Source organism: Caballeronia sp. AZ1_KS37 (assembly GCF_023631165.1).
GTDB classification, from domain to species: Bacteria; Pseudomonadota; Gammaproteobacteria; order Burkholderiales; family Burkholderiaceae; genus Caballeronia; species Caballeronia zhejiangensis.
Genome location: NZ_JALQDP010000017.1, coordinates 69,793 through 94,308, shown reverse-complemented (window position 1 = coordinate 94,308; position 24,516 = coordinate 69,793). Strand labels below are relative to the sequence as shown.

Below are 24,516 nucleotides of genomic sequence, written 5' to 3'. Positions count from 1 at the left end.
TCGATGGATAAACTCGAACAATTTCTCACGCGCGCCGAAGCGGTGCTGGCGCGCATCGAAGGCATGTTGCCGCCCGCCGCGCCCGATATCGACTGGGAATCCGCGGTGGCGTTTCGCTGGCGCAAGCGTCAGGGACGCGGCTTCCTGCAACCCGTTTCCGCCATCTCGCAGATCTCGCTCGACGACCTTCAGAACATCGATCGTCAGAAATCGCTCATTCGGCAGAACACGCAACAGTTCGTGAACAAGCTGCCCGCGAACAACGTTCTGCTGACGGGCGCGCGCGGCACGGGCAAGTCGTCGCTGATCAAGGCGTGTCTGAACGCGTATGCGAAGGACGGCTTGCGCCTGATCGAAGTCGACAAGGACGATCTGCATGATCTCGGCGATATCGTCGATCTGATCTCCACGCGGCCCGAGCGTTTCATCGTCTTCTGCGACGATCTCTCGTTCGAGGAAGGCGAGTCGGGCTACAAGGCGCTGAAGGTCGCGCTCGACGGCTCCGTCGCCGCGCAATCGGACAACGTGCTCATCTACGCGACGTCGAACCGCCGCCATCTGTTGCCCGAATACATGAGCGACAACGAGACGTACAAGCACACGTCCGACGGCGAGATTCATCCCGGCGAAGTGGTCGAAGAAAAGATTTCGCTTTCCGAGCGCTTCGGCCTTTGGGTCAGCTTCTATCCGTTCAAGCAGGACGACTATCTGTCGATCGTCGGACACTGGCTGAAGCACTTCGGCTGCGCCGACGCCGAAGTCGAAAGCGCACGCGGCGATGCGCTCGTGTGGGCGCTCGAACGCGGATCGCGCTCGGGCCGCGTGGCGTGGCAATTCGCGCGCGACTGGTCGGGACGCAAGCAATGACCGATGCGAAGCCGGACATCGCGCCCGATGGCCGCAAGGTGACCGAAGTGGCCGTCGGCGTGATGGTGCAGCACGACGGGCGCTATCTGCTTGCGCAGCGGCCCGCGGGCAAACCGTATGAAGGTTACTGGGAGTTTCCCGGTGGCAAACTGGAGCCGGGCGAGAGCATCGAGGCGGCGCTCGGTCGCGAACTGCACGAGGAACTCGGCATCGATGTCACCGCGTGCCAGCTCTGGCGCACGCTGGAGCATGATTATCCTCATGCGTACGTGCGGCTTTTCTTCTGCAAGGTGACGGAGTGGAACGGTTCGCCGGTCGGCCGCGAAGGTCAGGCGATCGCCTGGCAGACGCTTCCCGTCGAGGTCGCGCCGCTCCTGCCGGCAGCCATTCCGATTCTGGAATGGCTCGAAGAGGAAGAGCGCGAATAACGGCGCTCAGTTGAGTCCGCCGCGATTGTCTTCGTCCGGCGGCGTTTCCTGCGAATTACCCGCGATCTTGTACTTCTCGGCCGCCCACGCGCCGAGATCGATCTGCTTGCAGCGCTCGGAACAGAACGGGCGAAAGCGGTTTTCGGGAACCCAGCGGACATCCTTGCCGCAGGTCGGACATTTGACGACAGTGGTCATGACGAATACGAATTGAGCCGGTTACGGACGATATTTGACCACATGAGGCCAAACCGTTCCGATTCAAAGGCTGCAAAGCGTCAGATGAAACGGCACGTCGACATCGACGGCGCGCGGTTTCAGATCGCCGTCCTGCACCGTGAAGCGCACCCACAGCATGTACTTGTTCGCGCTTGCTTCCGGAATCACGCGCGTGTCCGGTGAGACGCGCACTTGCATCAGCTGATACGTGCGGCCGGACAACATCTGCTGGTAGCTGCCCTGCATCGCCATGACTTTCGATGCCTGACCCGACTCACGCGCGAGCCGCAATACGATGGCCGCCGCGTCGCGCAACGCGAGCATGGGCATGACCCACTTCGCGATGTCCTGGCGGCGCTCCTCGACCGGCAACTGCTGCCAGGCGTAATACGACGGCAAATCGAACTTGCACGTTCCGCCGGGAATGATCGTGCGGCTGCGGATGCTCGCGAGCCATTCGTTGTCGGCGAGATGCTGGCCGGTCTTGCCGTGCATTTCGGTGAGGCCGGCGAGCGTCTGCTCGATTTCGCCGAGCACGGCTTCGAGCGCTTCCTGTTCGATGCCCGGATTGCCGCGAAACGGCGCGAGCGTTTGCCGCTGCCGTTCCAGTTCCTTCATGAGGTCGGCTTTGAGGTCCGTGCGGCCAGCGACTTCCGCGATCTCGAAGAGCGTCGTGAGTGCAACGTGATGTTCTCGCGCGTCTTCCTGAGTCAGAAAGAACGTGAAGCGCTCGAACAGGTCTTCGAGGCGCAGCAGCGTCCGGATTCGCTCGTTGAAGGGATACTCGTAAAGGATCAAGCGCGCTCGCCTCGGCGTGGGTCGGTTGCTTCCATGAGCGGAAGTGAGCACATTCTAATGCCGCATCCTCACCCTAGCAAATCGGGCCATATTCGGGCGCCGAATGGCTCGTTTCGGCGGAAAACGGGGAACTTTTCGACGATTTCGCTAACTCAGGCGATCGCCGTCGCGTCATGCGGACGCAAGCGAAAGATAACGGCCGTGCAGTGTTTCGACTTGCTGCGCGAGCGTGTCGAGCGTGGCGGTTTCATCGTTGAGCACGATGTCGTCGGCAGCCGCGAGACGCGCTTCGCGAGACGCCTGCTTCGCGATGATCGCGAGTACCTGTTCGCGCGTGAAGCCGTTGCGCCGCATGACGCGAGCGATCTGCGTCTCGAGGGGGCAATCCACCACGAGCACGCGCGACACGCGGCTCGCCCATTCACCGGACTCGACGAGCAAGGGCACCACGACGATGTGATACGCGCCCTGCGCCGCGAACCGCTGGCGTTCCGTCTCGGCGCGAATCAGCGGATGCACGATGCCTTCGAGGCGCGCCTTCGCGGTGTCGTCGGCGAAGACGAGCGCGCGCATCTTCGCGCGATCGAGCGAGCCGTCCGCCGCGATGAATCCGTCGCCGAATTCGCTCGCGATGAGCGGCATCGCGACGCCGCCCGGCGCCGTGATTCGATGGGCGATCAGGTCCGTGTCGATCAGCGGCACGCCGCGCGCTGCGAAGAGATCAGCGACCGTGCTCTTGCCGCTGCCGATGCCGCCGGTAAGACCAATGCTGAACATCCGTTGCTCCGTTCGGTTCGATCAACCTAACAATGCATAAAGCGGCGTGCCGATGAAAAGCGTGATCGCGCCGCCCGCTGCGAGAAACGGTCCGAACGGCAACGGCTCTTCGAAACGCATGCGCTTGCGCCACGTCGCCACGATGCCGAACGCGGCGCCCGCGACGGCCGCGATCAGAAGCACTTGCGCGAGCGCCGACCATCCGAGCCACGCGCCGATCGCGGCGAGCAGCTTGAAGTCGCCGTAGCCCATGCCTTCCACGCCGCGCACGAGCTTGAAGAGCCAGTACACGCACCACAGGAACAGATAGCCTGCGACTGCGCCCGTCACGGCGTCGTGCAGCGTCGCGAATCCGCCTTCGCCGAAATTGACGAGAAGCCCGGCCCAAAGCAAGGGCAGCGTCAGTACATCGGGAAGATAGCGTGTGTCGTAGTCGATGAGCCCTGCCGTCAGCAAGGCCGCGCATAGACCGAACGCGGCCAGCGCGGGCCACGTGGGACCGAACGCGTAAAGCGATAGCGCCGCCAGCGCGCCGGTCGCGAGTTCGGTCAGCGGATAGCGCGGGCTCACGCGTGCGCCGCATGCCGAGCAACGTCCGCGCAGGGCCAGATAGCTGATGACGGGAATGTTTTCCCACGCGCGCAGCACGTGCTTGCAATGCGGACACGCGCTGCGCGGCACGGCGAGATTGAAGCGCTCGGGATAGGGATCGGCGGCGGCGAATTTGGTGGCATCGGACGCCTCGGGAATGGCTGCGTCGACTTCCGCGCGCCACGCGCGTTCGAGCATGACGGGCAGACGATGCACGACGACAGTAAGAAAACTGCCGATCACGAGGCCGAACACGATGGCGAACCCGTACTGCACGGCCACGGGCAGCGCCGCGAACGCCGCCAGATAGCGGCTCGCGAAATGCGCGGCGGTCGGATCGAACGAAGGCTGCATGATGGACGAACGGTTGCTTTGGCCCGCGATGCTACACCACGTTGCCGAGCTGAATGACAGGAAGATACATCGCGATGACAAGGCCGCCCACGAGCGCGCCCAGCACCGCGATGACGATCGGCTCGCAAAGACTCGCGAAGCCGCCGATGCGCTCGTCCACCTGACGGTCGGCGAGCGTGGCTAGATCGAGAAGCATCGCATCGAGCGAGCCTGATTCTTCGGCGACCGCGATCGGCTGCACGACGTCCTGCGGAAAGCATCCGACGGCGCGCATTGCGGCCGCGAGACGCTCGCCGTTGTGCAGGCGCGCGGCGATGTCGACGGTGGCGCGGTCGAACACGCGGTTTCCTGTGGCATGCGTGAGTGAGTTGAACGCATCCGACAGCGGCGTGCCCGCCGAGAGCAGCGTGCCGAGCGCGCGGCTCCATCGCGCGACCGCGAGCGAGCGCAGCAGCTTGCCTGCAAGCGGCAGGCGCAGCGCGGCGTGATCGGCGGCGGCGCGTGCATCGGGCGAACGCTTCATCCAATTCCATCCGATGAATACCGCAGATGCGGCTGCAATCCCGAACGGCACGCCGACATTCGCGACGCCGTCCGAAAGCGCGAGCACGAAACGCGTCGGCGCGGGCAGCGCGGCGCCGAAGCCGTCGAAGATCGTCTTGAAGGTCGGCACGACGCCGATCAGCAATCCCGCCGTAATCGCGAGCGAAAGCAGCAGCACCATCACGGGATAGGTGAGCGCGGCGCGCAATCTGGCCCGTTGCGACGCCGCCCGCTCGCGGTCGTCGGCGAGGCGGGCGAGCACCGTCGGCAACGCACCCGCGACTTCACCGACCGAAACCAGCTGGCAGTACAGCGTGCCGAACGCAGCCGGATGCCGTGCCAGCGCGCCCGAGAATGGCACGCCGCGCGTGATATCGCGGGCCAGCGCGCGCACGATGCGCGGCATTCCGCTGGCGGACGCGCTGCCGGCGAGCAATTCGAGCGCGCCGACGAGCGGCAGTCCCGCGCGCAGCAGGCCGGCGAGCTGTCGCGTGAAGACGGTCACGTCGGCGGTCCGCGCTTTGGGCGGCGGCGCGGCGCCGAGCGTTTCGAGCAGGGTGACGATCACGCCTTCGCGCCGCAGCGACGCGCGGGCCGCGAGTGCGTCGGCGGCGATGATCTTTCCCCGCATCGGCTGGCCTTCGCTGTCCATGCCGCGCCACGCGAAGCGCAGTTCGAGCGCGTCGTTCATCATTCGATCTCCGTCGCGTCGACTGCTTCGGCGACGCTCGTTACGCCTTCGCGCACGCGCGCGAACGCCGCATCGCGCAACGCGGGCATGCCTTGCGCCTGCGCCGCGCGCGCGATCGCATGCGTCGCGGCGCGCGAGACGATCAACTCGCGCAGTTCATCCGATACCGGCATCACCTGGTGCACGCCGACGCGCCCGCGATAACCGACGCCATGACACGCCGGACAGCCGCGCGGCTCGAACGGATGAAACCCGTCCGCGAGCGCCAACGCCGACGGCGCGCGGCAGAACTCGCACAGCTTGCGCACGAGCCGTTGCGCGGTGACGAGCTTGAGCGCCGACGCGAGGTTGTAAGGCGCGACGCCGATATCGATGAGACGCGCGATCGCGGCGGGCGCATCGTTCGTGTGCAAGGTCGAGAGCACGAGATGGCCCGTTTGCGCAGCCTTCACCGCGACGTCCGCCGTTTCCGCGTCGCGTATTTCGCCGACCATGATGACATCCGGATCCTGACGCATGAACGCGCGCAGCGCCACGGCGAAGGTCAGTCCCGCCTTTTCGCGCACGCTCACCTGATTGATGCCCGCAAGTTGAATTTCGACAGGATCCTCGACCGAGCACACGTTGCGGGCTTCCGCGTTGAGCATCTGGAGGAAGCAGTAGAGCGATACGGTCTTGCCGCTGCCGGTCGGGCCGGTCACGAGGACGAGACCGTGCGGCGCGCGAATCGCCGATTCGACCGCGCGGCCTTGCGCGTCGTCGAGACCGAGCGAGGCGAGCGAAAGGTCGGGCGGCAGCGCTTCGAGCCGCCGCAGCACGAGTTTTTCGCCAAAGAGCGTCGGCAGCGAATTGACGCGATAGTCGCCGATCCGCCCGCCCGGCAGATTCAGGCGCAGCCGGCCGTCCTGCGGCACGCGCCGCTCGGCGATGTCCATTCGCGCCAGCACCTTGATCCGCGTGACGAACGCATCGCGCAAATGGGGCGGCGGGCGCTTCAATACGTGCAACGCGCCATCGACGCGCAGCCGGATGCGCCATGCGTGCTCGGACGGTTCGACATGGATATCGGACGCGCCGCGCTCGGCGGCTTCGCGCAAGGTGTCGGTGAGCAGCGAGACGGCGGGCGTCTCGTGGTCGGATGGCGTTTCGCGGAAGGAAGGGGAAATCATGGCGTCGGCGGTCGAGTCGAGATGATCCGATGATCCCGTCCTCGGCCGCCGGCGCACAGTCGTCCGAATGGCTAACGCAGCGCGTGTCGCGTGCCTTCGGGCGGGCGGAAAATCTTGACGGTTCGGATCGCCTGATCGTCGCTGCGCATCACTTCGAAGGTCACGCCCGCGATCTGCACCGAAACGTCGCCGTCGGGGATGTCTTCGAGCGTTTCGAGGATCAGGCCGTTGAGCGTTTTCGGGCCGTCCGTCGGCAGCGACAGATGCAGCCAGCGGTTCAGTTCGCGCAACGGCATGCTGCCCGCCACGATGCACTCGCCGCTCTCGTCCCAGCCGCCGCGCGAGCCGGCGCCGCGCGGAATCGTCGTCGTGAATTCGCCGATCAGCTCTTCGATGATGTCCTCCGGCGTGACGAGGCCCTGCAATTCGCCGTACTCGTCGACCACGATCGCGATACGGTGGCCGCTTTCCTGGAAGTACTGCAATTGCTGGAAGACAGGCGTGCCCGCGGGCACGAAATACGGTTCGGTGAGCAGTTCGCGCAGCGTGTCGCGCTCGAGTTCCTGGTTGTGCAGCGCCGAGAGCGTCTTGCGCACGTGCAGAATGCCGAGCACGCGATCGATGTCGCCCTGAAAGACGACCAGCTTGTTGTGGTAGCACGTCTCGAGCTGGTGCAGGATCTGTTCGAAGGGCGCGTCGAAGTCGAGCGCTTCGATGCGCCGGCGCGGGATCATCACGTCATCGACGGTGATGTTCTCCAGATCGAACAGATTGAGCAGGATGCTGCGGTGCTTGGTCGGCATGAAGCTGCCCGTTTCCAGCACGATGGTGCGCAACTCTTCGGGCGAGATCCGCTGATCGCGCTTGCCCTTCGTGTTGATGTGCAGTGCGGCGAGGATCGCGTTGGCGAACAGATTGACGAACCAGATGAGCGGCCGCGCGACGCGCATGAGCGGCGCGAGCACGAGGCTCGCCGGCAGCGCCACTTTCTCGGGATACGTCGCGCCGACGATCTTCGGCGCGATTTCCGCGAACACGATGATCAGGAATGCAATGACGCCCGTCGTGATCGACAGGACGAGGTTGTTATGGCCGAAGGTGCGCAGCGCGATGGATGTCGTGAGCACCGGGATGATCGTGTTGATCAGGTTGTTGCCGATCAGGATGACCGAGAGAAGCTGATCGGTCTTCGCGAGCAGGCCTTGCGTCGTGCGGGCGCGTAGCGATCCTTGGCTCGCCAGATATTTCAGGCGATGGCGATTGAGCGCCATCATCGACGTTTCGGAGATCGAGAAGAAGCCGGAAAGGAAGAGAAGCAGAAAAATGGCGCAAATTTGCGCCCATAAGGGAAGGTTGTCCACGCGGTGATCGAGTAGGGGCGGAGATGGGAGGCAATATAGCAGACGGGCCGGCAAGCTCGCCCTCGGCCTTTCGGCCAGCGTACGCGGTTTTGCCGCCGGAAATAAAAAACCCGCATGGCGAACCATGCGGGTTTTTGCAATTCTGGTCGGGGTGAGAGGATTCGAACCTCCGGCCTCTACGTCCCGAACGTAGCGCTCTACCAGGCTAAGCTACACCCCGAATTTGACCAACTTGGACTCTTACGCTGCTTCAGTCTCGTTCAAGACTGCCGTGACGTCGAGTAAGAACATAATTCTAGCAGGCTATCTTTGTAGATGGAAGAGGGAAATGAAGAAATCGCATTTGCCGCTGCCTGAGCTTCCTTGCGCGCGCATTCCAGCGTGTGATCGAGCGCGCCGGACGTCGTGATTGCGTGGAAGATCGTGTCGAAGCGATCCGTGCCGCCTTGCTCGATCGCCTCGCGTGCGAGGGCCGCCTGGTCCGGCGTGCCGTGCTCCATCAAATAAATGAGCGGCAGCGTGGGCTTGCCTTCGCGCAGGTCGTCGCCGGCGTTCTTGCCCATCGATTCGGGCGTGCCGGTGTAATCGAGCCAGTCGTCCATGATCTGGAACGCCGTGCCGATGCGCCGGCCGAACTCCGCCGCCGCCGCTTCGGTCCGCGCATCCGCACCCGAAAGCACCGCGCCGAGCTGCGCCGCCGCTTCGAACAGCTTCGCCGTCTTGTAGCGGATCACCTGCATGTAGCGTGCTTCGTCCACGTCCGGATCGTGCATGTTGAGCAGTTGCAGCACTTCGCCTTCGGAAATGATGTTGGTCGCGACGGACAGGATTTCCATCACGCGCATCTTGCCGACGCTCACCATCATCTCGAACGAGCGCGAATACAGGAAGTCGCCGACCAGCACGCTCGCCGCATTGCCGAACAGCGCGTTCGCGGTCTTGCGGCCGCGGCGCAAATCCGATTCGTCGACGACGTCGTCGTGCAGCAGCGTCGCCGTGTGGATGAACTCAACCACCGCCGCCAATTCGTGACGATGCCCGGTCGTGTCGCCCAGCGCGCCCGAGACGAGGAGCAGCAGCGCCGGCCGCAGCCGCTTGCCGCCCGCGCCGATGATGTACTCCGAAATCTGGTTGATCAGCATCACTTCTGATGCCAGGCGCTGCCGGATGACGCGATTGACCTGCTGCATGTCCTCGGCGATCGGGGCGAGCAGCGCGGCGGCGTTGGGAGAGGAAGTGGCGGTGGACGACATGATCGGCAAAAAGGGTAATCCGGCGGATTATAAGGCGAATCCGACAGACGCCGGGTGGTCCGGTGTTCCGACTCGCGCAATGTCGGCGAATTTCGGCTGCGATTCGCTTCGTTTTCGCCGAGGTTCGGAGCCGGATCGCGCGTTGCGCCGCCCGCGCGGGCATCGTCACGGCGCTTTGACGTCGAGCGTAACTCTATGTATAATCGCGTGTTTTCCCCGCGTGGTGCGTGGAAAAAGAATTCTGAGTGAGGTTCTCAATGTACGCGGTCATAAAAACCGGCGGCAAGCAGTACAAAGTTGCCGTTGGCGAAAAACTTAAAGTAGAACAGATACCGGCAGACATTGACGCTGAAATCACGCTCGACCAGGTTCTCGCAGTAGGCGAAGGCGAATCGATTCAGTTCGGTACGCCGCTGGTCAGTGGGGCTTCCGTCAAGGCTACCGTCGTGTCCCAAGGTCGTCACAAGAAAGTGACCATCTTCAAGATGCGCCGCCGGAAGCACTACCAAAAGCACGCTGGCCATCGCCAGAACTACACCGAACTGCGCATCGACGCGATCAACGCGTAAGCGCATCGGTTAAGGAGCTAAGCAAATGGCACACAAAAAAGCAGGCGGGTCTTCCCGCAACGGCCGCGACTCCGAGAGCAAACGCCTCGGCGTGAAGGTGTACGGCGGCCAGGCAATCAACGCAGGCGGCATCATCGTTCGCCAGCGCGGCACGCGCATGCACCCGGGTGAGAATGTCGGCATCGGCAAGGATCACACGCTGTTCGCGCTGGCCGACGGTCACGTCAAGTTCGTGACTAAGGGCGCTGCGAAGAAGCACACGGTCGTCGTCGTCCCGGCAGCGTAAGTTTTACGCACGGGCTTCAGGACCGAAGAAATGGCCCCGCGAAGTTCGCGGGGCCATTTTTATTTGGTGCGGTCAAAAATTGGTTATGAGTGACCGGCCAGGTCGGTCACGGCAAAATAGAGCGAATACACGGGACGGAGCAACGCATGAAGTTCATTGACGAAGCGAGGATCGAAGTCATCGCCGGCGACGGAGGAGATGGCAGCGCGTCGATGCGCCGCGAAAAGTTCGTCCCGTTCGGCGGACCGGACGGCGGCGACGGCGGGCGCGGCGGCAGCGTCTACGCGGTCGGCGACCGCAACATCAACACGCTGATCGACTACCGGTTCTCCAAGAAGCATCAGGCGCGCAACGGCGAAAACGGCCGCGGCGCGGATTGCTACGGCAAGGGCGGCGACGACATCACGCTGCGCATGCCGGTCGGCACGATCATTTCGGATCAGGAAACGGGCGAGATCATCGCCGATCTGACCGAGCACAATCAGCAGGTCTTGATCGCGAAGGGCGGTGCGGGCGGCCTCGGCAACCTGCATTTCAAGTCCAGCACGAACCGCGCGCCGCGTCAGAAAACCGACGGCAAGCCGGGCGAGCGCCGCATGCTCAAACTCGAGCTGAAAGTGCTCGCGGATGTCGGTCTGCTCGGCATGCCGAACGCGGGCAAGTCCACTTTCATCTCGTCGGTGTCGAACGCGCGGCCGAAGATCGCGGATTATCCGTTCACGACGCTCGCGCCGAATCTCGGCGTGGTGCGCGTCGGGCCGAGCAAGAGCTTCGTGATCGCGGACATTCCGGGTCTCATCGAAGGCGCGGCGGAAGGCGCGGGCCTCGGGCATCGTTTTCTGCGGCACTTGCAGCGCACGGGCGTGCTGCTGCATCTCGTCGACATGGCCCCGTTCGATGAAAACGTCGATCCGGTCGCGGAAGCGAAGGCGATCGTCAACGAACTGCGCAAGTACGACGAGCAGCTTTACGAGAAGCCGCGTTGGCTCGTGCTGAACAAGCTCGACATGGTGCCGGAAGACGAACGCGAGGCGCGCATCGCCGATTTCGTCGAGCGCTTCGAATGGGACGGTCCGGTCTACGAGATTTCGGCGTTGACCGGTCAGGGCTGCGAGGCGCTCACCTACGCGATCTACGATTACATCTCGCAGCATTCGGACGCATCGCGCGCGGCTGAAGCGGAAGATCTGGCCGCCGACGTGCGCTTCCGCGACGACGAAACGAAGGAATAAAGCAACCACGAGGAGAAAGCGCACGATGCGTTCGGTCATCGCCGCTGCGAAGCGAATCGTAGTGAAAGTAGGGTCGAGCCTCGTCACCAATGACGGTCGCGGGCTCGATCATGCGGCAATCTCGCGCTGGGCGTCGCAAATCGCGGCGCTGCGCGAACAGGGCAAGGAAGTCGTGCTCGTGAGTTCGGGCGCGATCGCGGAAGGCATTCACCGGCTCGGCTGGACAAAGCGACCGCGCGAAATCGACGAATTGCAGGCGGCGGCCGCGGTCGGCCAGATGGGTCTCGCGCAAGTCTACGAAAGCAGCTTCGGCGCGCACGGCATCCGCACCGCGCAGATTCTGCTCACGCACGCCGATCTCGCCGATCGCGAACGCTATCTGAACGCGCGCTCGACGCTGCTCACGCTGCTGCGCCTGGGCGCCGTGCCGATCATCAACGAGAACGACACCGTCATCACCGACGAAATCAAGTTCGGCGACAACGACACGCTCGGCGCGCTCGTCGCGAATCTGATCGAAGGCGATGCGCTCGTCATTCTCACCGATCAGCGTGGCCTCTTCACCGCCGATCCGCGCAAGGACCCGAACGCGACGCTCGTCGAGCAAGCCGACGCCGGCACGCCCGAACTCGAGCAGATGGCGGGCGGCGCGGGTTCGAGCCTAGGACGCGGCGGCATGCTGACCAAGATTCTCGCGGCGAAGCGTGCCGCGCACAGCGGCGCGAACACGGTCATCGCGAGCGGCCGCGAAGCCGATGTGCTCACGCGCCTCGCATCGGGCGAGATGATCGGCACGCAACTCATCGCGCGCACCGCACGCATGGCGGCGCGCAAGCAGTGGATGGCGGATCACTTGCAAGTGCGCGGGCATGTCGTCATCGACAAGGGCGCGGTCAACAAGCTCACCGCCGACGGCAAGAGCCTTTTGCCGATCGGCGTCATCGACGTGAAAGGCGCCTTCGATCGCGGCGAAGTAATCGCGTGCGTCGACGATCAAGGGCAGGAAGTCGCGCGCGGCATCACGAACTACAGCAGTTCGGAGGCGCGGCTGATTCATCGCCGGCCGAGCGGCGAGATCGAATCGGTGCTCGGCTACATGCTGGAGCCGGAACTGATCCATCGCGACAATCTCGTGCTCGTCTGAAACGAAAACGCCCGCTGAATCAGCGGGCGTTTTCACATCGTCACGCCGACGCGCGGCGCAATCAGCGCAGATTGATCACGCTTTGCGTGCGCTTGTATTCCATGTTGTTGACGATCTGTTTCGCGGTGCCGACGGGCAGCTTGCTCGTGCAGAAATAATCCTGATAGAGCGCCGCCTGATACGCGTTCAGCTCGCCGTTTTCGATGCGCTTGAAGTCGAATGCGGAACCTTGATCCCAGCCGTTCTGATCGTCGTTGATGCTCGCGTAGCGACGCCATTCGTAGGTGTCGCAACGAATGCCTTCATAGTTGACGTTGCGCGCGCCCGCCGGACTCGTCGCGACGATCACGTAACGAATGACGCCATCCTTGCCGACCGTGAGCGTGGTCTTGTCGACGGCGAACGTGAGCGGCGTGTTCTGCGACACGTTGAACGCGACCAGATTCGATGCCTGCGGCAGCGGTGGCATCGTGTCGATTTTTTCTTCGGTCCAGTTCGGCTTGCGGTCGAGCAGATAGGTGAACACGCCGTCGTCCTGCGTGGACGGCGCCTTGTTGCTGGAACAGCCGGCGAGCACGGCGAGCGCTGCCGCGGATGCCGCGATTACCGCGAGTGAGGCATTCACTTTCAATTGGGTCTTCCCGGAAACATGCGCGCGGGCTTCATGCGCCCGCCCGGCGGAACAAAGCGAGATGGCACGGCGAGAAGTTCGCCGTGCCATCGATCGCAATCGAGTTGAGTGTCAAAGTGCTCGAAGCGTTGCAGTGCCCGGATTCACGATGAGCGCTGCACGATCACATGCACTTCTTCGCTGACCGTGCATTCTGCCTGAACTGCCGCGCCGGAGGCAGTAACGGCAGGAGCTTCGATCGTCATCGTCTGGACGACGCGTGGATAGCGCGGCCCGTGATGCGCGGCTCGCTCGCCGCGCTCACCGCGGGAGTTGGTACGCCGCAGAAAGCGGGACAGCTCGGATAGAGCCATTTGATAAACGTCGCGCTTGAACTCGATGACCGCATCCAGCGGTACCCAATACTCGTTCCAGCGCCAGGCATCGAATTCCGGATGGTCCGTCGCGCGCAGGCAGATGTCGCAATCGCGGCCCACCATGCGCAGCAGAAACCAGATCTGTTTCTGACCGCGATAATGTCCGCGCACCTCGCGCTTGATGAACTTGTCCGGCACCTCATAACGCAGCCAGTCGCGCGTGCGACCCACAACTTTTACATGCTCCGGTAGCAGGCCGGTTTCTTCGTGTAACTCCCGATACATCGCTTGCACAGGGGTCTCACCGTATTTGATGCCCCCTTGCGGAAACTGCCAGGAATGTTCACGCAGCCGCTTGCCCCAAAACACTTCGTTGCGCGCGTTCAAGAGGATGATGCCGACGTTCGGGCGAAAGCCTTCACGATCCAGCATACAGCCACCTTCAAATCCTTTAAAATTGCTTTGATTATAAACAGTTATTGGCCTCGACGCACTGGCACGAACCCCAATTCGGGGCATCCGTGTGAATGTCTTTGCCAGAGCATCCGGCAGGCGGCAAAATCTTCTTTTCTCGCCGGTCGTTCCGTCGTTCACCTTGATCCGCCTGCTTCGGCGCTGTCCGCTCCGAAGCGCGCCGCATTTGGAAAATTTGAATGAAAGCATCCCGTTTCTTCATCGGCACCCTGAAGGAAGCTCCCGCCGACGCCGAGATCGTCAGCCACAAGCTGATGATGCGTGCAGGCATGATCCGCCGCGTCGCGGGCGGCATCTACGATTACATGCCGATCGGTCTGCGCTCGGTGCGCAAGGTCGAGGCCATCGTGCGTGAAGAGATGAACCGCGCGGGCGCGCTCGAATTGCTGATGCCCGCCGTGCAGCCCGCCGAACTGTGGCAGGAGTCGGGCCGCTGGGAGCAATACGGCCCGGAACTGTTGCGTTTCAAGGATCGCCACGAGCGCGATTTCGTCATGGGCCCGACGCACGAGGAAGTCGTGACGGACATCGCGCGCCGCGAGATCAAGAGCTATCGCCAGTTGCCGGTGAACTTCTATCAGATTCAAACGAAGTTCCGCGACGAAATCCGTCCGCGCTTCGGCGTGATGCGCGGCCGCGAATTCATCATGAAGGACGCCTATTCCTTCGATAAAGACCTCGACGGCCTCGCAGAGTCGTATCGCAAGATGTACGAAGCCTACGTGCGCATCTTCACGCGCATCGGGCTGGAGTTCCGCGCGGTCGCGGCGGACAACGGTTCGATCGGCGGCAGCGGTTCGCATGAATTCCACGTGATCGCCGATACGGGCGAGGATGACATCGCGTATTGCCCGAGCTCGGACTTCGCGGCGAACGTCGAAGCCGCCGATGCGCTGCCGCTCATCGCGCAACGCGCCGCGCCCACCGAAGAACTGAAGAAGACGCCCACGCCCGGCGCCGCGAAGTGCGAGGCGGTCGCGCAGCTTCTGAACATTCCGCTGGAACGTACGATCAAGTCGATCGTTCTCGCGACCGACAACGAAGGCGCCGAACCGACCATCTGGTTGCTGATGCTGCGCGGCGATCACTCGCTCAACGACATCAAGACGGGCAAGCTGCCGGGCCTGAAGGGTTATCGCTTCGCGACGGAAGCCGAGATCGTCGAATGGTTCGGCACGCCGCCGGGCTACCTCGGTCCGCTCAACACGAAGAAGCCGGTGCGCGTGATCGCGGACCGCACGGTCGCGAACATGAGCGACTTCGTCGTCGGCACGAACGAGGTCGATTACCACACGACTGGCGTGAACTGGGGCCGCGATCTGCCCGAGCCGGAAGTCGCGGACATTCGCAATGTCGTCGCGGGCGATCCGTCGCCGGACGGCAAAGGCACGCTCGAAATCTGCCGCGGCATCGAAGTGGGTCACGTGTTCCAGCTCGGCACGAAGTATTCCGATTCGATGGGCGCGACCTTCCTCGACGAAAACGGCAAGCCCGCGCCGATGCAGATGGGCTGCTACGGCATCGGCGTGACGCGCGTGCTGGGCGCGGCAATCGAACAGAATTTCGACGACAAGGGCATCATCTGGCCGGAAGCCATTGCGCCGTTCGAAGTCGTGATCTGCCCGATGGGCTACGACCGCAGCGACGCCGTGCGCGAGCAGGCCGACAAGCTGTACGCGACGCTGCAGCAGGCCGGCATCGACGTGATTCTCGACGATCGCGGCGAGCGTCCGGGTGTGATGTTCGCGGACTGGGAATTGATCGGCGTGCCGCATCGCATCGTGATCGGCGATCGCGGGCTGAAGGAAGGCAAGCTGGAATATCAGGGCCGCCGCGACGCGGAAGCCACGCTGCTGCCGGTCGATGAAGCCGCCGATGTCGTCGTCGGGAAAGTGCGGGCCGCGCTCGCGAAGTAATGCAGTACAACTTCCTGTCGGCGACGATCTTGCTGCTGCTGATCACCGATCCGCTCGGCAATATCCCGATCTTCATCAACGCGCTGCGCGGCGTCGCCAAAGAGCGGCGCCGCGTGGTCGTGCTGCGCGAAGTGGCGATCGCGTTCGTCATTCTGCTGGTGTTCATGCTGGCGGGCGATCGCTTCCTGCGCGCGATGAACCTCACCGATGTCTCGTTGCGCATCGCGGGCGGCATCGTGCTGTTTCTGATCGCGCTGCGCATGATCTTTCCGCATCCGGACGGCGCGATGGGCGGCGATTCGCGCGGCGGCGAGCCGCTGATCGTGCCGCTCGCGATTCCGGCGCTGGCGGGGCCATCGGCGCTCGCGACGGTGATGCTGCTGACGTCGCAGGCGCCCGGCAAAATGTTCGAATGGATCGGCGCGCTCACGGTGACGATGATCGTCTGCGCGATCGTGCTGATTCTCGCCGAGAAGATTCAGCAATGGCTCGGCGAGCGCGTGGTGACGGCTTTCGAGCGTTTGATGGGGCTTGTCCTTGTCGCGATTTCCGTCGAGATGATGCTCACGGGCATACGCACTTTCGTGCATCAGCTATGAAAAAAGCGGCCCGCGGGCCGCTTTTCTTTTGGATACGGGCGGGGATCACGCCCCTTCCGTCAACGCCCGGATCGTCGGCAGATTACGCCAGTAACCCTTCGCGTCCATCCCGCAGCCGAACACGTAACGATCCGGCACTTCGAATCCGCAAAAATCCGGACGCAGCGGCTTCGCCTTCGGGATGATCTTCTCGCACAGCACCGCGGACAGAAACGTCTTCGCGCCCATCGCCATGATGCGATCGCGGATCGCGGCCATCGTTTCGCCTTCGTCGAGAATATCGTCGAGCACGAGCACCACGCGATCCTTCACCGATTCCGCCGGCGCGACGCGCCACTGCATCTCGCTGCCGCCCTTGATGGCGTTGCGATAGCGCGTCAGGTGGATGTAATCGAACTCGAGCGGGAAGTCGAGATGCGGCAGCAGCATGCCGGTGAACACGGCCGCGCCCCCCATGACCGAGAGCACGAGCGGGAAGTCGTCTTTCGTCGCAGCCTTGATGGCCGTGGCCATCTTGCCGATCGATGCGTTGACTTCGTCAGCCGTCACGATCTCTTCGGAGTGGCTGAAAATATGGAGGGCTTCTTCGCGATTCATAAGGGGAAGCGGGAAAGGCTGACTTCTAAGTGTGGAAAAAAACGGCGGCGTGCGCCATATGATAAACCCGCGTTTCTTTCGAGTCGGACGCCCGAAGAGAACGCGGGTTCAATAAAAGTGCGGGTCAGCGCATGCCGGGCAGCATGCCCTTCATGCCGCGCATCATCTTTTGCAGGTTGCCGCCTTTCAGCTTCTTCATCATGCCGCGCATCTGCTCGTACTGGTTGAGCATGCGGTTCACCTCCTGAACGTGCACGCCCGCGCCCGCGGCGATACGGCGTTTGCGCGCCGCCTTGATGAGCTCCGGCTTCGCGCGTTCCTGCAGCGTCATCGAATTGATGATGCCTTCCATGCGGCGCATCTGCTTTTCCGCGTTGTTCATGTCCGCGCCTTGCGCGGCCTGCTGAAACTGCGCGGGCAGCTTGTCCATGAGTGACGAAAGGCCGCCCATCTTCTTCATTTGCGAGAGCTGCGCCTTGAAGTCGTTCAGATCGAAGTCGCCGCCTTTCTTGACCTTGTCGGCGAGCTTCTGCGCGGCCTGGCTGTCGACGCCGCGTTGCGCTTCCTCGACGAGCGCGAGAATGTCGCCCATGCCGAGAATCCGGTTCGCCATGCGATCCGGATGGAAGACTTCGAGGCCGTCGAGCTTTTCCGCGACGCCGACGAACTTGATCGGCTTGCCGGTGACGTTGCGCACCGAAAGCGCCGCGCCGCCGCGCGAATCGCCGTCGAGCTTGGTGAGCACGACGCCGGTGAGCGGCAGCGCGTCGTTGAACGCCTTCGCGGTGTTGACCGCGTCCTGCCCCAACATGGCGTCGACGACGAAGAGCGTTTCAGCGGGCTTGAGCAGCGCGTGCAGCTCGCTGATTTCCTTCATCATCGCTTCGTCGATACCGAGACGGCCGGCCGTATCGACGATCACCACGTCGTGATAGTGCCGCTTCGCCCAGTCGATCGCCGCGCGCGCGATATCCGCGGGCTTCTGATTCGCTTCCGACGGGAAGAAGTCGGCGCCGACCTGTTCCGTCACCGTCTGCAACTGACGGATAGCGGCGGGGCGATACACGTCGACGGAAACGGTGAGGACCTTCTTCTTGCTCTTTTCGCGCAGCAGCTTGGCGAGCTTGCCGGTCGTGGTGGTTTTACCCGCGCCCTGCAGACCGGCCATCAGGATCACGGCGGGCGGCGCGACCGCCAGATTCAGCTCGGCTGCCTTGCCTTCGTAATCGCCGCCGATCACGGCCGTCAGTTCCTTCTGGACGACGCCGACGAGCGCCTGACCCGGCGACAGGCTCGACAGCACTTCCTCGCCGAGCGCCTTTTCCTTCACCTTCGCGATGAACTCGCGCACGACCGGCAGCGCGACGTCGGCCTCGAGCAGCGCGAGACGCACTTCCCGCAACATCTCTTGCGTGTTGGCCTCGGTGAGCCGGGCTTCGCCGCGCAGCGTCTTGACGACGCGGGCCATCCGTTGAGTCAGGTTATCGAGCATGGGAAACGGTAGTGAATGCGGCCCTTTTTCAGCGCAAAACGACGTAATCGCCCCGCGTTGCCGCAAGGGAGAAAACGTCGTGATTCAAGGGCCTAGTGTAAACTTCGAACATGGATATTGTACTGTATGCCCTCACTGCGCTTCTCTATGGCGGACTCGCCGTAGCGGGCTGGCGCGCGCATCGCCACACGGCCGTGGAGCCGGCGCTGGCCGGCGTGCCTCCGGGCATCGCATCGCCGGCGGCGGCCAAAAAATCGCCGGACATGGGCGGATTGGGCCGCGCTCTATTATTAGTAGCGTTGCTCGTGCACGGCCTCCTGCTGCACACGACCATCTTTCCCCAGAACGCGATGATCTTCGGCTTCGCGTTCGCGCTCTCCGCGATGTTCTGGCTCGGCGCGGGCATCTACTGGATCGAGAGCTTCTTCTTTCCGCTCGACGGCCTGCGCCTGCTCGTATTGCCGCTCGCGTGCATCGCGTCGCTGTTGCCGCTCGTCTTCGGCGGCGTGCGCGTGCTGTCGTATTCCGCCGCGCCGATGTTCAAGCTGCATTTCCTGATCGCGAACATCGCGTACGGACTCTTCGCGATCGCCGCGCTGCACGCCGTGCTCATGCTGATGCTCGAACGCCGCCTGCAGCGCATGCGCGGCCTCGCGACGCGTCATACCGGCAATGGCTGGCTCGCGAGCTGGCTCGACACGCTGCCGCCGCTTCTGACTCTTGAAAAGCTGCTGTTCCGCCTGATCGCGGCGGGCTTCGTGCTGCTCACGCTCACGCTCGTGTCGGGCATCGCGTTCAACGAGCAACTGGTCGATCGCGCGCTGCGCTTCGATCACAAGACTGTGTTCGCGTTCGTCTCCTGGCTGATGTTCGGCGCATTGCTCACCGCGCGCCGCCTCTCGGGATGGCGCGGACGCGCCGCGTTGCGCTGGGTGCTGGCGTCGTTCGCCGCGCTGCTGCTCGCGTACGTCGGCAGCCGCTTCGTGTTCGAAGTGCTGCTGCATCGCGCGGTCGTCTGAGCGTCTGAATCTATCGGCATTGAATCGATGCGAAATTTCTTCTTTCTGATCGTCCTCTTTTTCCTGTGCCAGTGGCTTCTGAAGAAGCTGCGCCGCGCGAACGAGCGCGCGCAGCAGGGCGACGCGCCAGCCGGCGGCGCGACCGCGGGCGGAGCGCATGACGCACGCCGCGCCCGCAGCGGCAACGGTCATGGCAACGGCGCGGCCGCGAGCGCGCCGCAACTCGCCGATCCGCTCATCCGTTGCGCGCAGTGTGGCGTGCACACGCCGCGCAGCGAATCGATCATCGTCGCGGGCGAGCGCTTCTGCTGCAGCGATCACGCGCGCCATTACGCGGCCCGTCCGACCGGACGCGACGCACGATGAACGCCAACGTCGTCAGACAGCGCGATCCGCATATCGACGCGCAAGGCTGGTTCACGCACGCGACGCGCCTGCCGTCGCCGAACTTCGAGGCGCGTCCGGGCGACGCGGTGCCGACGCTCATCGTCGTGCACAACATCAGCCTGCCGCCCGACGATTTCACGACGAACGCCATCGCCGATTTCTTCCTCAACAAGCTCGATCACGACGCGCATCCGTACTTCGATCATCTGCGCGGCATGCGCGTGTCGGCGCACTTCGTGATCCGTCGCGGCGGCGCGATCGAGCAGTTCGTCTCCTGCGACGAACGCGCGTGGCACGCGGGCGTCTCGTCGTTCTGCGGGCGCGAGCGCTGTAACGACTTTTCGATCGGCATCGAGCTCGAAGGCAGCGATCGCGTGCCCTTCGAAGACGCGCAGTACGACGCGCTCGCCGCGCTCGTGCGAGTCGTGGTGAAGCGCTATCCGATCGATGCAGTCGCGGGTCACTCCGACATCGCGCCCGGCCGCAAGACCGATCCGGGCCCGCATTTCGAGTGGTCGCGTCTGCGTCACGGCAGCGCGCTGCCGCCGTCGTTCTTTCCGTTTCAATCCAACATCTGAGCGCTGCGTAAGGTCTTTCTCGTTGCGGCGCAGCAGCGTCGCGCGCGAGGCCTTGTCGCGCTTTGCTATAGCAAAAGTCAACCCCGCGACCGCAGACTCAGGGCAAATAAAACTTTTTGAGACTGCGATGTTGTCCACTATACTTGGTGCCGACAGACGTACTTTGCACTAGATCTTGTGTTGTTGACGCGGCGCCCGCTCCAGTGAGCCGGCGCCGTCGGCTTTCCGGCGTAGAAGAAGTTTGGCTGGCCCGGGGCGATGCGCGAGACGGTTTCTCTTTGCGAGGAGAGAGGCGTCGGGCGCGTCGGGCGCCAGCGAGCAGCACCGTGAAGAAGGCATGCAAGCAAGCGCGAATTGCGTCGACCGACACCGCGCGCCAACGCGGGCACCGCATGAGACGCCAATGACAATGCGGGCCGTAAGCGCCGCGATTCGTGTTTTCAGCCTGCTGCATTCACAGCCCGGCTTGACCGCCAAAACACCGCGCGACTTTCACGACGAGTTCGTCACGCGCGCGGCATAAGTGATAAATCCGCGGACCATCCGCACCAATCGAACACCAGGAGTTTTGCACATGCAAACCACCGAAAACGCCACGACTTCATTCGAAGGCGCATCCGCACAGCCGATGAGCGGTGCGCAGGGCGTGGGCGCTCAGGCGCTCGCGCCGAACACGACGTTTGCCGACTACAAGGTCATCCGTCGCAACGGAAGCGTGGTGTCGTTCGAGCCGACGAAAATCGCGATCGCCGTGACGAAGGCATTCATCGCGGTGAACGGCGGTCAGGGCGCAGCTTCGGCGCGTGTGCGCGAGCAAGTCGAGCAACTGACGCAAGCCGTCGTGCGCGCGCTCGTGCGCAGCCGTCCGCACGGCGGGACTTTCCACATCGAAGACATTCAGGATCAGGTCGAGCTCGCGCTGATGCGCGGCGGCGAGCACAACGTCGCGCGCGCGTACGTGCTGTATCGCGAGAAGCGCACGCAGCAGCGTTCGCAAGAGCGCTCGGCCGCGCAAAACGCGCAGTCGCACGAAGGCGCGATCAACGTGACGGACAACGGCGTCACGCGTCCGCTCGATCTCCAAGCGCTGAAGGCGCTGATCGTCTCCGCGTGCGCGAATCTGGGCGATGCGGTGTCCGCCGAGCCGATCGTCGCGGAGACGGTGAAGAACCTGTACGACGGCGTGCCGATGTCGCAGGTCTACGATTCGGCCATTCTCGCCTCGCGCACGATGATCGAGAAGGATCCGGCGTACAGTCAGGTCACGGCGCGCATCCTGCTGCACACGATCCGCCGCGAAATTCTCGAAGAGGAAGTGACGCAAGCCGAAATGGGCGAGCGTTACGCCGAATACTTCCCGCAGTTCATCAAGCGCGGCGTCGAAGCCGGCCTGCTGGATGACAAGCTGCAACAGTTCGACCTCAAGCGCCTCGGCGCCGCGCTCGATCAGAATCGCGATCTGCAGTTCGGCTATCTCGGCCTGCAGACGCTGTACGACCGCTACTTCCTGCACGTCGACGGCACGCGCATCGAGTTGCCGCAGGCATTCTTCATGCGCGTCGCGATGGGCCTGTCGCTGAACGAGATCGACCGTGAAGCGCGCGCGATCGAGTTCTATAACGTGCTGTCGTCGTTCGACTTCATGTCGTCGACGCCGACGCTCTTCAATTCGGGCACGCATCGCTCGCAATTGTCGTCGTGCTATCTGACGACGGTCGCCGACGATCTCGACGGCATCTACGAAGCGCTGAAGGAAAACGCGCTGCTCTCGAAGTTCGCGGGCGGCCTCGGCAACGACTGGACGCGCGTGCGTGCGCTCGGCTCGCACATCAAGGGCACGAACGGCAAGTCGCAGGGCGTCGTGCCGTTCCTGAAGGTCGTGAACGACACGGCCGTCGCGGTGAACCAGGGCGGCAAGCGCAAGGGCGCGGTGTGCGCGTACCTGGAATCGTGGCACCTCGACATCGAGGAATTCCTCGAGCTGCGCAAGAACACCGGCGATGACCGTCGCCGCACGCACGACATGAACACGGCGAACTGGATTCCCGATCTGTTCATGAAGCGCGTCGTCGAAGGCGGCGACTGGACGCTGTTCTCGCCGTCGACCTGCCCGGACCTGCACGATCTGTTCGGCGCCGACTTCGAAAAGGCGTACGTCGCTTACGAAGAGAAAGCCGCGCGCGGCGAAATCAAGCTGTTCAAGAAGCTGCCGGCGGCGCAACTGTGGCGCAAGATGCTTGGCATGCTGTTCGAGACGGGCCATCCGTGGATCACGTTCAAGGATCCGTGCAATGTGCGTTCGCCGCAGCAGCACGTCGGCGTCGTGCACTCGTCGAACCTGTGCACCGAAATCACGCTGAACACGAGCGAGACGGAAATCGCCGTCTGCAATCTGGGCTCGGTGAACCTCGTCGCGCACATGGTGAAGCAGGCCGATGGCAGCTACGCGCTGGATCACGCGAAGCTCAAGCGCACGATCAGCGTCGCGATGCGCATGCTCGACAACGTCATCGACATCAACTACTACGCGGTGCCGAAGGCGCGCAACTCGAACCTGAAGCATCGTCCGGTCGGCATGGGCATCATGGGCTTCCAGGACTGCCTGCATCTGCTGCGCACGCCTTATGCGTCGGGCGAGGCGGTCGAGTTCGCGGATCGTTCGATGGAAGCCGTCTGCTACTACGCGTACTACGCGTCGACGGAACTCGCGGAAGAGCGCGGTCGTTACGCGACGTATCGCGGCTCGCTGTGGGATCGCGGCATTCTTCCGCAGGATTCGCTGAAGCTCCTGGCCGAGGCGCGCGGCGGTTATGTCGAAGTGGATACCTCGGAGACGATGGACTGGGCGCAACTGCGCTCGCGCATCTCGACGTACGGCATGCGCAACTCGAACTGCGTGGCGATCGCGCCGACGGCGACGATTTCGAACATCATCGGCGTGTCGGCGTGTATCGAGCCGACGTTCCAGAACCTGTATGTGAAGTCGAATCTGTCGGGCGAATTCACGGTGGTCAACGACTACCTCGTGCGTGATCTGAAGGCGCGCGGCCTGTGGGACGAAGTGATGGTGTCCGATCTGAAGTATTTCGACGGCACGCTTTCGCGCATCGACCGCATTCCGGCCGATCTGCGCGCGATCTACGCGACCGCGTTCGAAGTCGACCCGAAGTGGCTCGTGGAAGCGGCGTCGCGCCGTCAGAAGTGGATTGATCAGGCGCAGTCGCTGAACATCTACATGGCGGGCGCGTCGGGCAAGAAGCTCGACGAGGTCTACAAGCTCGCTTGGATTCGCGGTCTCAAGACGACGTACTACCTCCGCACGATGGCGGCGACGCACGTCGAGAAGTCGACCGTGGCGCACGGTGCGTTGAATGCGGTGCCTTCTTCTTCCGGTGACGGTGGGGCGGGTGCGGCTGGCGGGTTTGGTGGCGGTGCGGCGTCGGCTGCCGGGAATGGTGGCTTCAATGCTGCTGCCGCGAGCGCGCCGGCGGTGGAGGCGGCTCAGGAAGCCGATGGTCCCGTCTGTATGATGCGCCCCGGCGATCCGGGCTTCGATGAGTGTGAGGCTTGTCAGTAAGGTTTTGAGCTGAGAGTCGGTCTCTGCGGACCGGTGCTGGGTGCTTCCTGCTTATGGAAGCGGTCGGTGCCGGTCCGTTTTTGCTTTTTGCTTTTTGCTTTTTGCTTTGCGTTTTGGTTTCGGTTTCGCTGGATCCCGCTTTCGTGTCGGTCTATTAGCGTTGCCCCTGTGCGGGGCGGCACTCACTTTCTTTGCTGCTGCAAAGAAAGTAAGCAAAGAAAGCAGCTCGTCACGGCCCGCGGTCACACGCAATTTGGGTAGTCCTCTCGTCCCAGGCGGCACTCGCCTAAAGAGTGCCCTCAAACACCTAATCGGACTTGGATCGCGCACGGTCCGCCGCCCGAAGACGTTGAGGACATTGGTTCAGCACGAGATGGCTTCGGCACAGCGCTACGCGCTGCCGCCGGGTACGCAAGGGAAACCAACGGGCGGCAAGTGCAGCGGGACGGAGACGTTAGTAGAGAAGCGCGTGCATCCCCGATTGACCGGTCGGCCGCGAAGCGGGCCGGAGCTATTTGGTGCTGAACCCGTTTGGTGTGTGGTGCGATGAGACGGACCGTGCGCGAGCCAAGCCCGATGGGACCGATGAGGGCACTCTTTAGGCAGCC

At 63.3% G+C, this 24,516-nt stretch carries 24 protein-coding genes and 1 tRNA gene; 12 read left to right on the top strand and 13 right to left on the bottom strand.

Annotation, left to right across the window (positions count from 1 at the left end):
- Positions 1-3: 3 nt before the first annotated feature.
- On the top strand, positions 4-867 hold the full coding sequence (locus NCS00_RS12230) for an ATP-binding protein (RefSeq protein WP_239295169.1): 864 nt from the start codon (positions 4-6) through the stop codon (positions 865-867).
- Complete coding sequence (locus tag NCS00_RS12225) at positions 864-1,295, top strand: NUDIX domain-containing protein (RefSeq protein ID WP_008342968.1); 432 nt, start codon at positions 864-866, stop codon at positions 1,293-1,295. Before NCS00_RS12230 ends, NCS00_RS12225 begins: the two co-directional genes overlap by 4 nt.
- Before the next feature lie 6 nt (positions 1,296-1,301).
- Here NCS00_RS12225 and yacG read toward each other — a convergent pair whose 3' ends face one another.
- The 9 genes from yacG to NCS00_RS12180 all read right to left on the bottom strand — a co-directional run bounded on the left by yacG (position 1,302) and on the right by NCS00_RS12180 (position 9,051).
- Positions 1,302-1,493, bottom strand: a complete 192-nt coding sequence (gene yacG, locus NCS00_RS12220; protein WP_008342966.1) for a DNA gyrase inhibitor YacG — start codon at positions 1,491-1,493, stop codon at positions 1,302-1,304.
- Between the two features lie 63 nt (positions 1,494-1,556).
- Positions 1,557-2,312: a cell division protein ZapD gene (gene zapD / locus NCS00_RS12215; protein ID WP_008342965.1), complete on the bottom strand. Its 756-nt coding sequence runs from the start codon at positions 2,310-2,312 to the stop codon at positions 1,557-1,559.
- Positions 2,313-2,483: 171 nt separating this feature from the next.
- Complete coding sequence (gene coaE, locus NCS00_RS12210) at positions 2,484-3,089, bottom strand: dephospho-CoA kinase (protein ID WP_175982748.1); 606 nt, start codon at positions 3,087-3,089, stop codon at positions 2,484-2,486.
- A gap of 21 nt (positions 3,090-3,110) precedes the next feature.
- Positions 3,111-4,034: a prepilin peptidase gene (locus tag NCS00_RS12205; protein WP_175982749.1), complete on the bottom strand. Its 924-nt coding sequence runs from the start codon at positions 4,032-4,034 to the stop codon at positions 3,111-3,113.
- A gap of 31 nt (positions 4,035-4,065) precedes the next feature.
- Positions 4,066-5,271 carry a type II secretion system F family protein gene (locus tag NCS00_RS12200; protein WP_034471457.1) on the bottom strand — a complete coding sequence of 402 codons (1,206 nt, stop codon included), beginning with the start codon at positions 5,269-5,271 and terminating at the stop codon, positions 4,066-4,068.
- On the bottom strand, positions 5,268-6,437 hold the full coding sequence (locus NCS00_RS12195; RefSeq protein WP_244807647.1) for a GspE/PulE family protein: 1,170 nt from the start codon (positions 6,435-6,437) through the stop codon (positions 5,268-5,270). The genes NCS00_RS12200 and NCS00_RS12195 overlap by 4 nt, the downstream gene beginning before the upstream one ends.
- A gap of 71 nt (positions 6,438-6,508) precedes the next feature.
- Positions 6,509-7,798, bottom strand: a complete 1,290-nt coding sequence (locus NCS00_RS12190; RefSeq protein ID WP_034471461.1) for an HlyC/CorC family transporter — start codon at positions 7,796-7,798, stop codon at positions 6,509-6,511.
- Positions 7,799-7,941: 143 nt separating this feature from the next.
- Positions 7,942-8,018: transfer RNA gene (locus tag NCS00_RS12185), tRNA-Pro, on the bottom strand.
- Between the two features lie 40 nt (positions 8,019-8,058).
- Positions 8,059-9,051 carry a polyprenyl synthetase family protein gene (locus tag NCS00_RS12180; RefSeq protein WP_008342955.1) on the bottom strand — a complete coding sequence of 331 codons (993 nt, stop codon included), beginning with the start codon at positions 9,049-9,051 and terminating at the stop codon, positions 8,059-8,061.
- A gap of 257 nt (positions 9,052-9,308) precedes the next feature.
- Between NCS00_RS12180 and rplU the strand changes: the two genes are divergently transcribed.
- The 4 genes from rplU to proB all read left to right on the top strand — a co-directional run bounded on the left by rplU (position 9,309) and on the right by proB (position 12,282).
- Entirely contained in the window at positions 9,309-9,620 is a 312-nt protein-coding gene (rplU, locus tag NCS00_RS12175; RefSeq protein ID WP_008342953.1) for a 50S ribosomal protein L21, read from the top strand.
- A gap of 25 nt (positions 9,621-9,645) precedes the next feature.
- Positions 9,646-9,906, top strand: a complete 261-nt coding sequence (gene rpmA / locus NCS00_RS12170; RefSeq protein WP_008342952.1) for a 50S ribosomal protein L27 — start codon at positions 9,646-9,648, stop codon at positions 9,904-9,906.
- A gap of 146 nt (positions 9,907-10,052) precedes the next feature.
- Positions 10,053-11,138 carry an Obg family GTPase CgtA gene (gene cgtA / locus NCS00_RS12165; RefSeq protein WP_008342949.1) on the top strand — a complete coding sequence of 362 codons (1,086 nt, stop codon included), beginning with the start codon at positions 10,053-10,055 and terminating at the stop codon, positions 11,136-11,138.
- 25 nt (positions 11,139-11,163) lie between these two features.
- On the top strand, positions 11,164-12,282 hold the full coding sequence (gene proB, locus NCS00_RS12160) for a glutamate 5-kinase (RefSeq protein ID WP_008342948.1): 1,119 nt from the start codon (positions 11,164-11,166) through the stop codon (positions 12,280-12,282).
- Positions 12,283-12,343: 61 nt separating this feature from the next.
- Here proB and NCS00_RS12155 read toward each other — a convergent pair whose 3' ends face one another.
- A complete protein-coding gene (locus NCS00_RS12155; protein ID WP_033537265.1) occupies positions 12,344-12,907 on the bottom strand; it encodes a CNP1-like family protein in 564 nt (187 codons plus the stop codon).
- 149 nt (positions 12,908-13,056) lie between these two features.
- Complete coding sequence (locus tag NCS00_RS12150) at positions 13,057-13,701, bottom strand: RNA pyrophosphohydrolase (protein ID WP_008342943.1); 645 nt, start codon at positions 13,699-13,701, stop codon at positions 13,057-13,059.
- 221 nt (positions 13,702-13,922) lie between these two features.
- Here NCS00_RS12150 and NCS00_RS12145 point away from each other — a divergent pair, with 221 nt between their 5' ends.
- Positions 13,923-15,659: a proline--tRNA ligase gene (locus NCS00_RS12145; RefSeq protein WP_008342941.1), complete on the top strand. Its 1,737-nt coding sequence runs from the start codon at positions 13,923-13,925 to the stop codon at positions 15,657-15,659.
- On the top strand, positions 15,659-16,258 hold the full coding sequence (locus NCS00_RS12140) for a MarC family protein (protein ID WP_008342940.1): 600 nt from the start codon (positions 15,659-15,661) through the stop codon (positions 16,256-16,258). The genes NCS00_RS12145 and NCS00_RS12140 overlap by 1 nt, the downstream gene beginning before the upstream one ends.
- A 45-nt stretch (positions 16,259-16,303) precedes the next feature.
- Here NCS00_RS12140 and NCS00_RS12135 read toward each other — a convergent pair whose 3' ends face one another.
- Positions 16,304-16,855, bottom strand: a complete 552-nt coding sequence (locus NCS00_RS12135) for a hypoxanthine-guanine phosphoribosyltransferase (RefSeq protein WP_008342939.1) — start codon at positions 16,853-16,855, stop codon at positions 16,304-16,306.
- 124 nt (positions 16,856-16,979) lie between these two features.
- Positions 16,980-18,347, bottom strand: coding sequence for a signal recognition particle protein (ffh, locus tag NCS00_RS12130; protein WP_008342937.1), 1,368 nt, complete (start codon positions 18,345-18,347; stop codon positions 16,980-16,982).
- 110 nt (positions 18,348-18,457) lie between these two features.
- Between ffh and NCS00_RS12125 the strand changes: the two genes are divergently transcribed.
- From NCS00_RS12125 to NCS00_RS12110, 4 genes are all read left to right on the top strand, one after another.
- Positions 18,458-19,366 carry a cytochrome C assembly family protein gene (locus tag NCS00_RS12125; RefSeq protein ID WP_008342934.1) on the top strand — a complete coding sequence of 303 codons (909 nt, stop codon included), beginning with the start codon at positions 18,458-18,460 and terminating at the stop codon, positions 19,364-19,366.
- A 27-nt stretch (positions 19,367-19,393) separates the two neighbouring features.
- Positions 19,394-19,732: a PP0621 family protein gene (locus NCS00_RS12120; protein ID WP_034471463.1), complete on the top strand. Its 339-nt coding sequence runs from the start codon at positions 19,394-19,396 to the stop codon at positions 19,730-19,732.
- On the top strand, positions 19,729-20,331 hold the full coding sequence (gene ampD / locus NCS00_RS12115) for a 1,6-anhydro-N-acetylmuramyl-L-alanine amidase AmpD (RefSeq protein ID WP_250440204.1): 603 nt from the start codon (positions 19,729-19,731) through the stop codon (positions 20,329-20,331). The genes NCS00_RS12120 and ampD overlap by 4 nt, the downstream gene beginning before the upstream one ends.
- Before the next feature lie 574 nt (positions 20,332-20,905).
- Complete coding sequence (locus NCS00_RS12110) at positions 20,906-23,908, top strand: ribonucleoside-diphosphate reductase subunit alpha (protein WP_250440203.1); 3,003 nt, start codon at positions 20,906-20,908, stop codon at positions 23,906-23,908.
- Positions 23,909-24,516 lie beyond the last annotated feature (608 nt).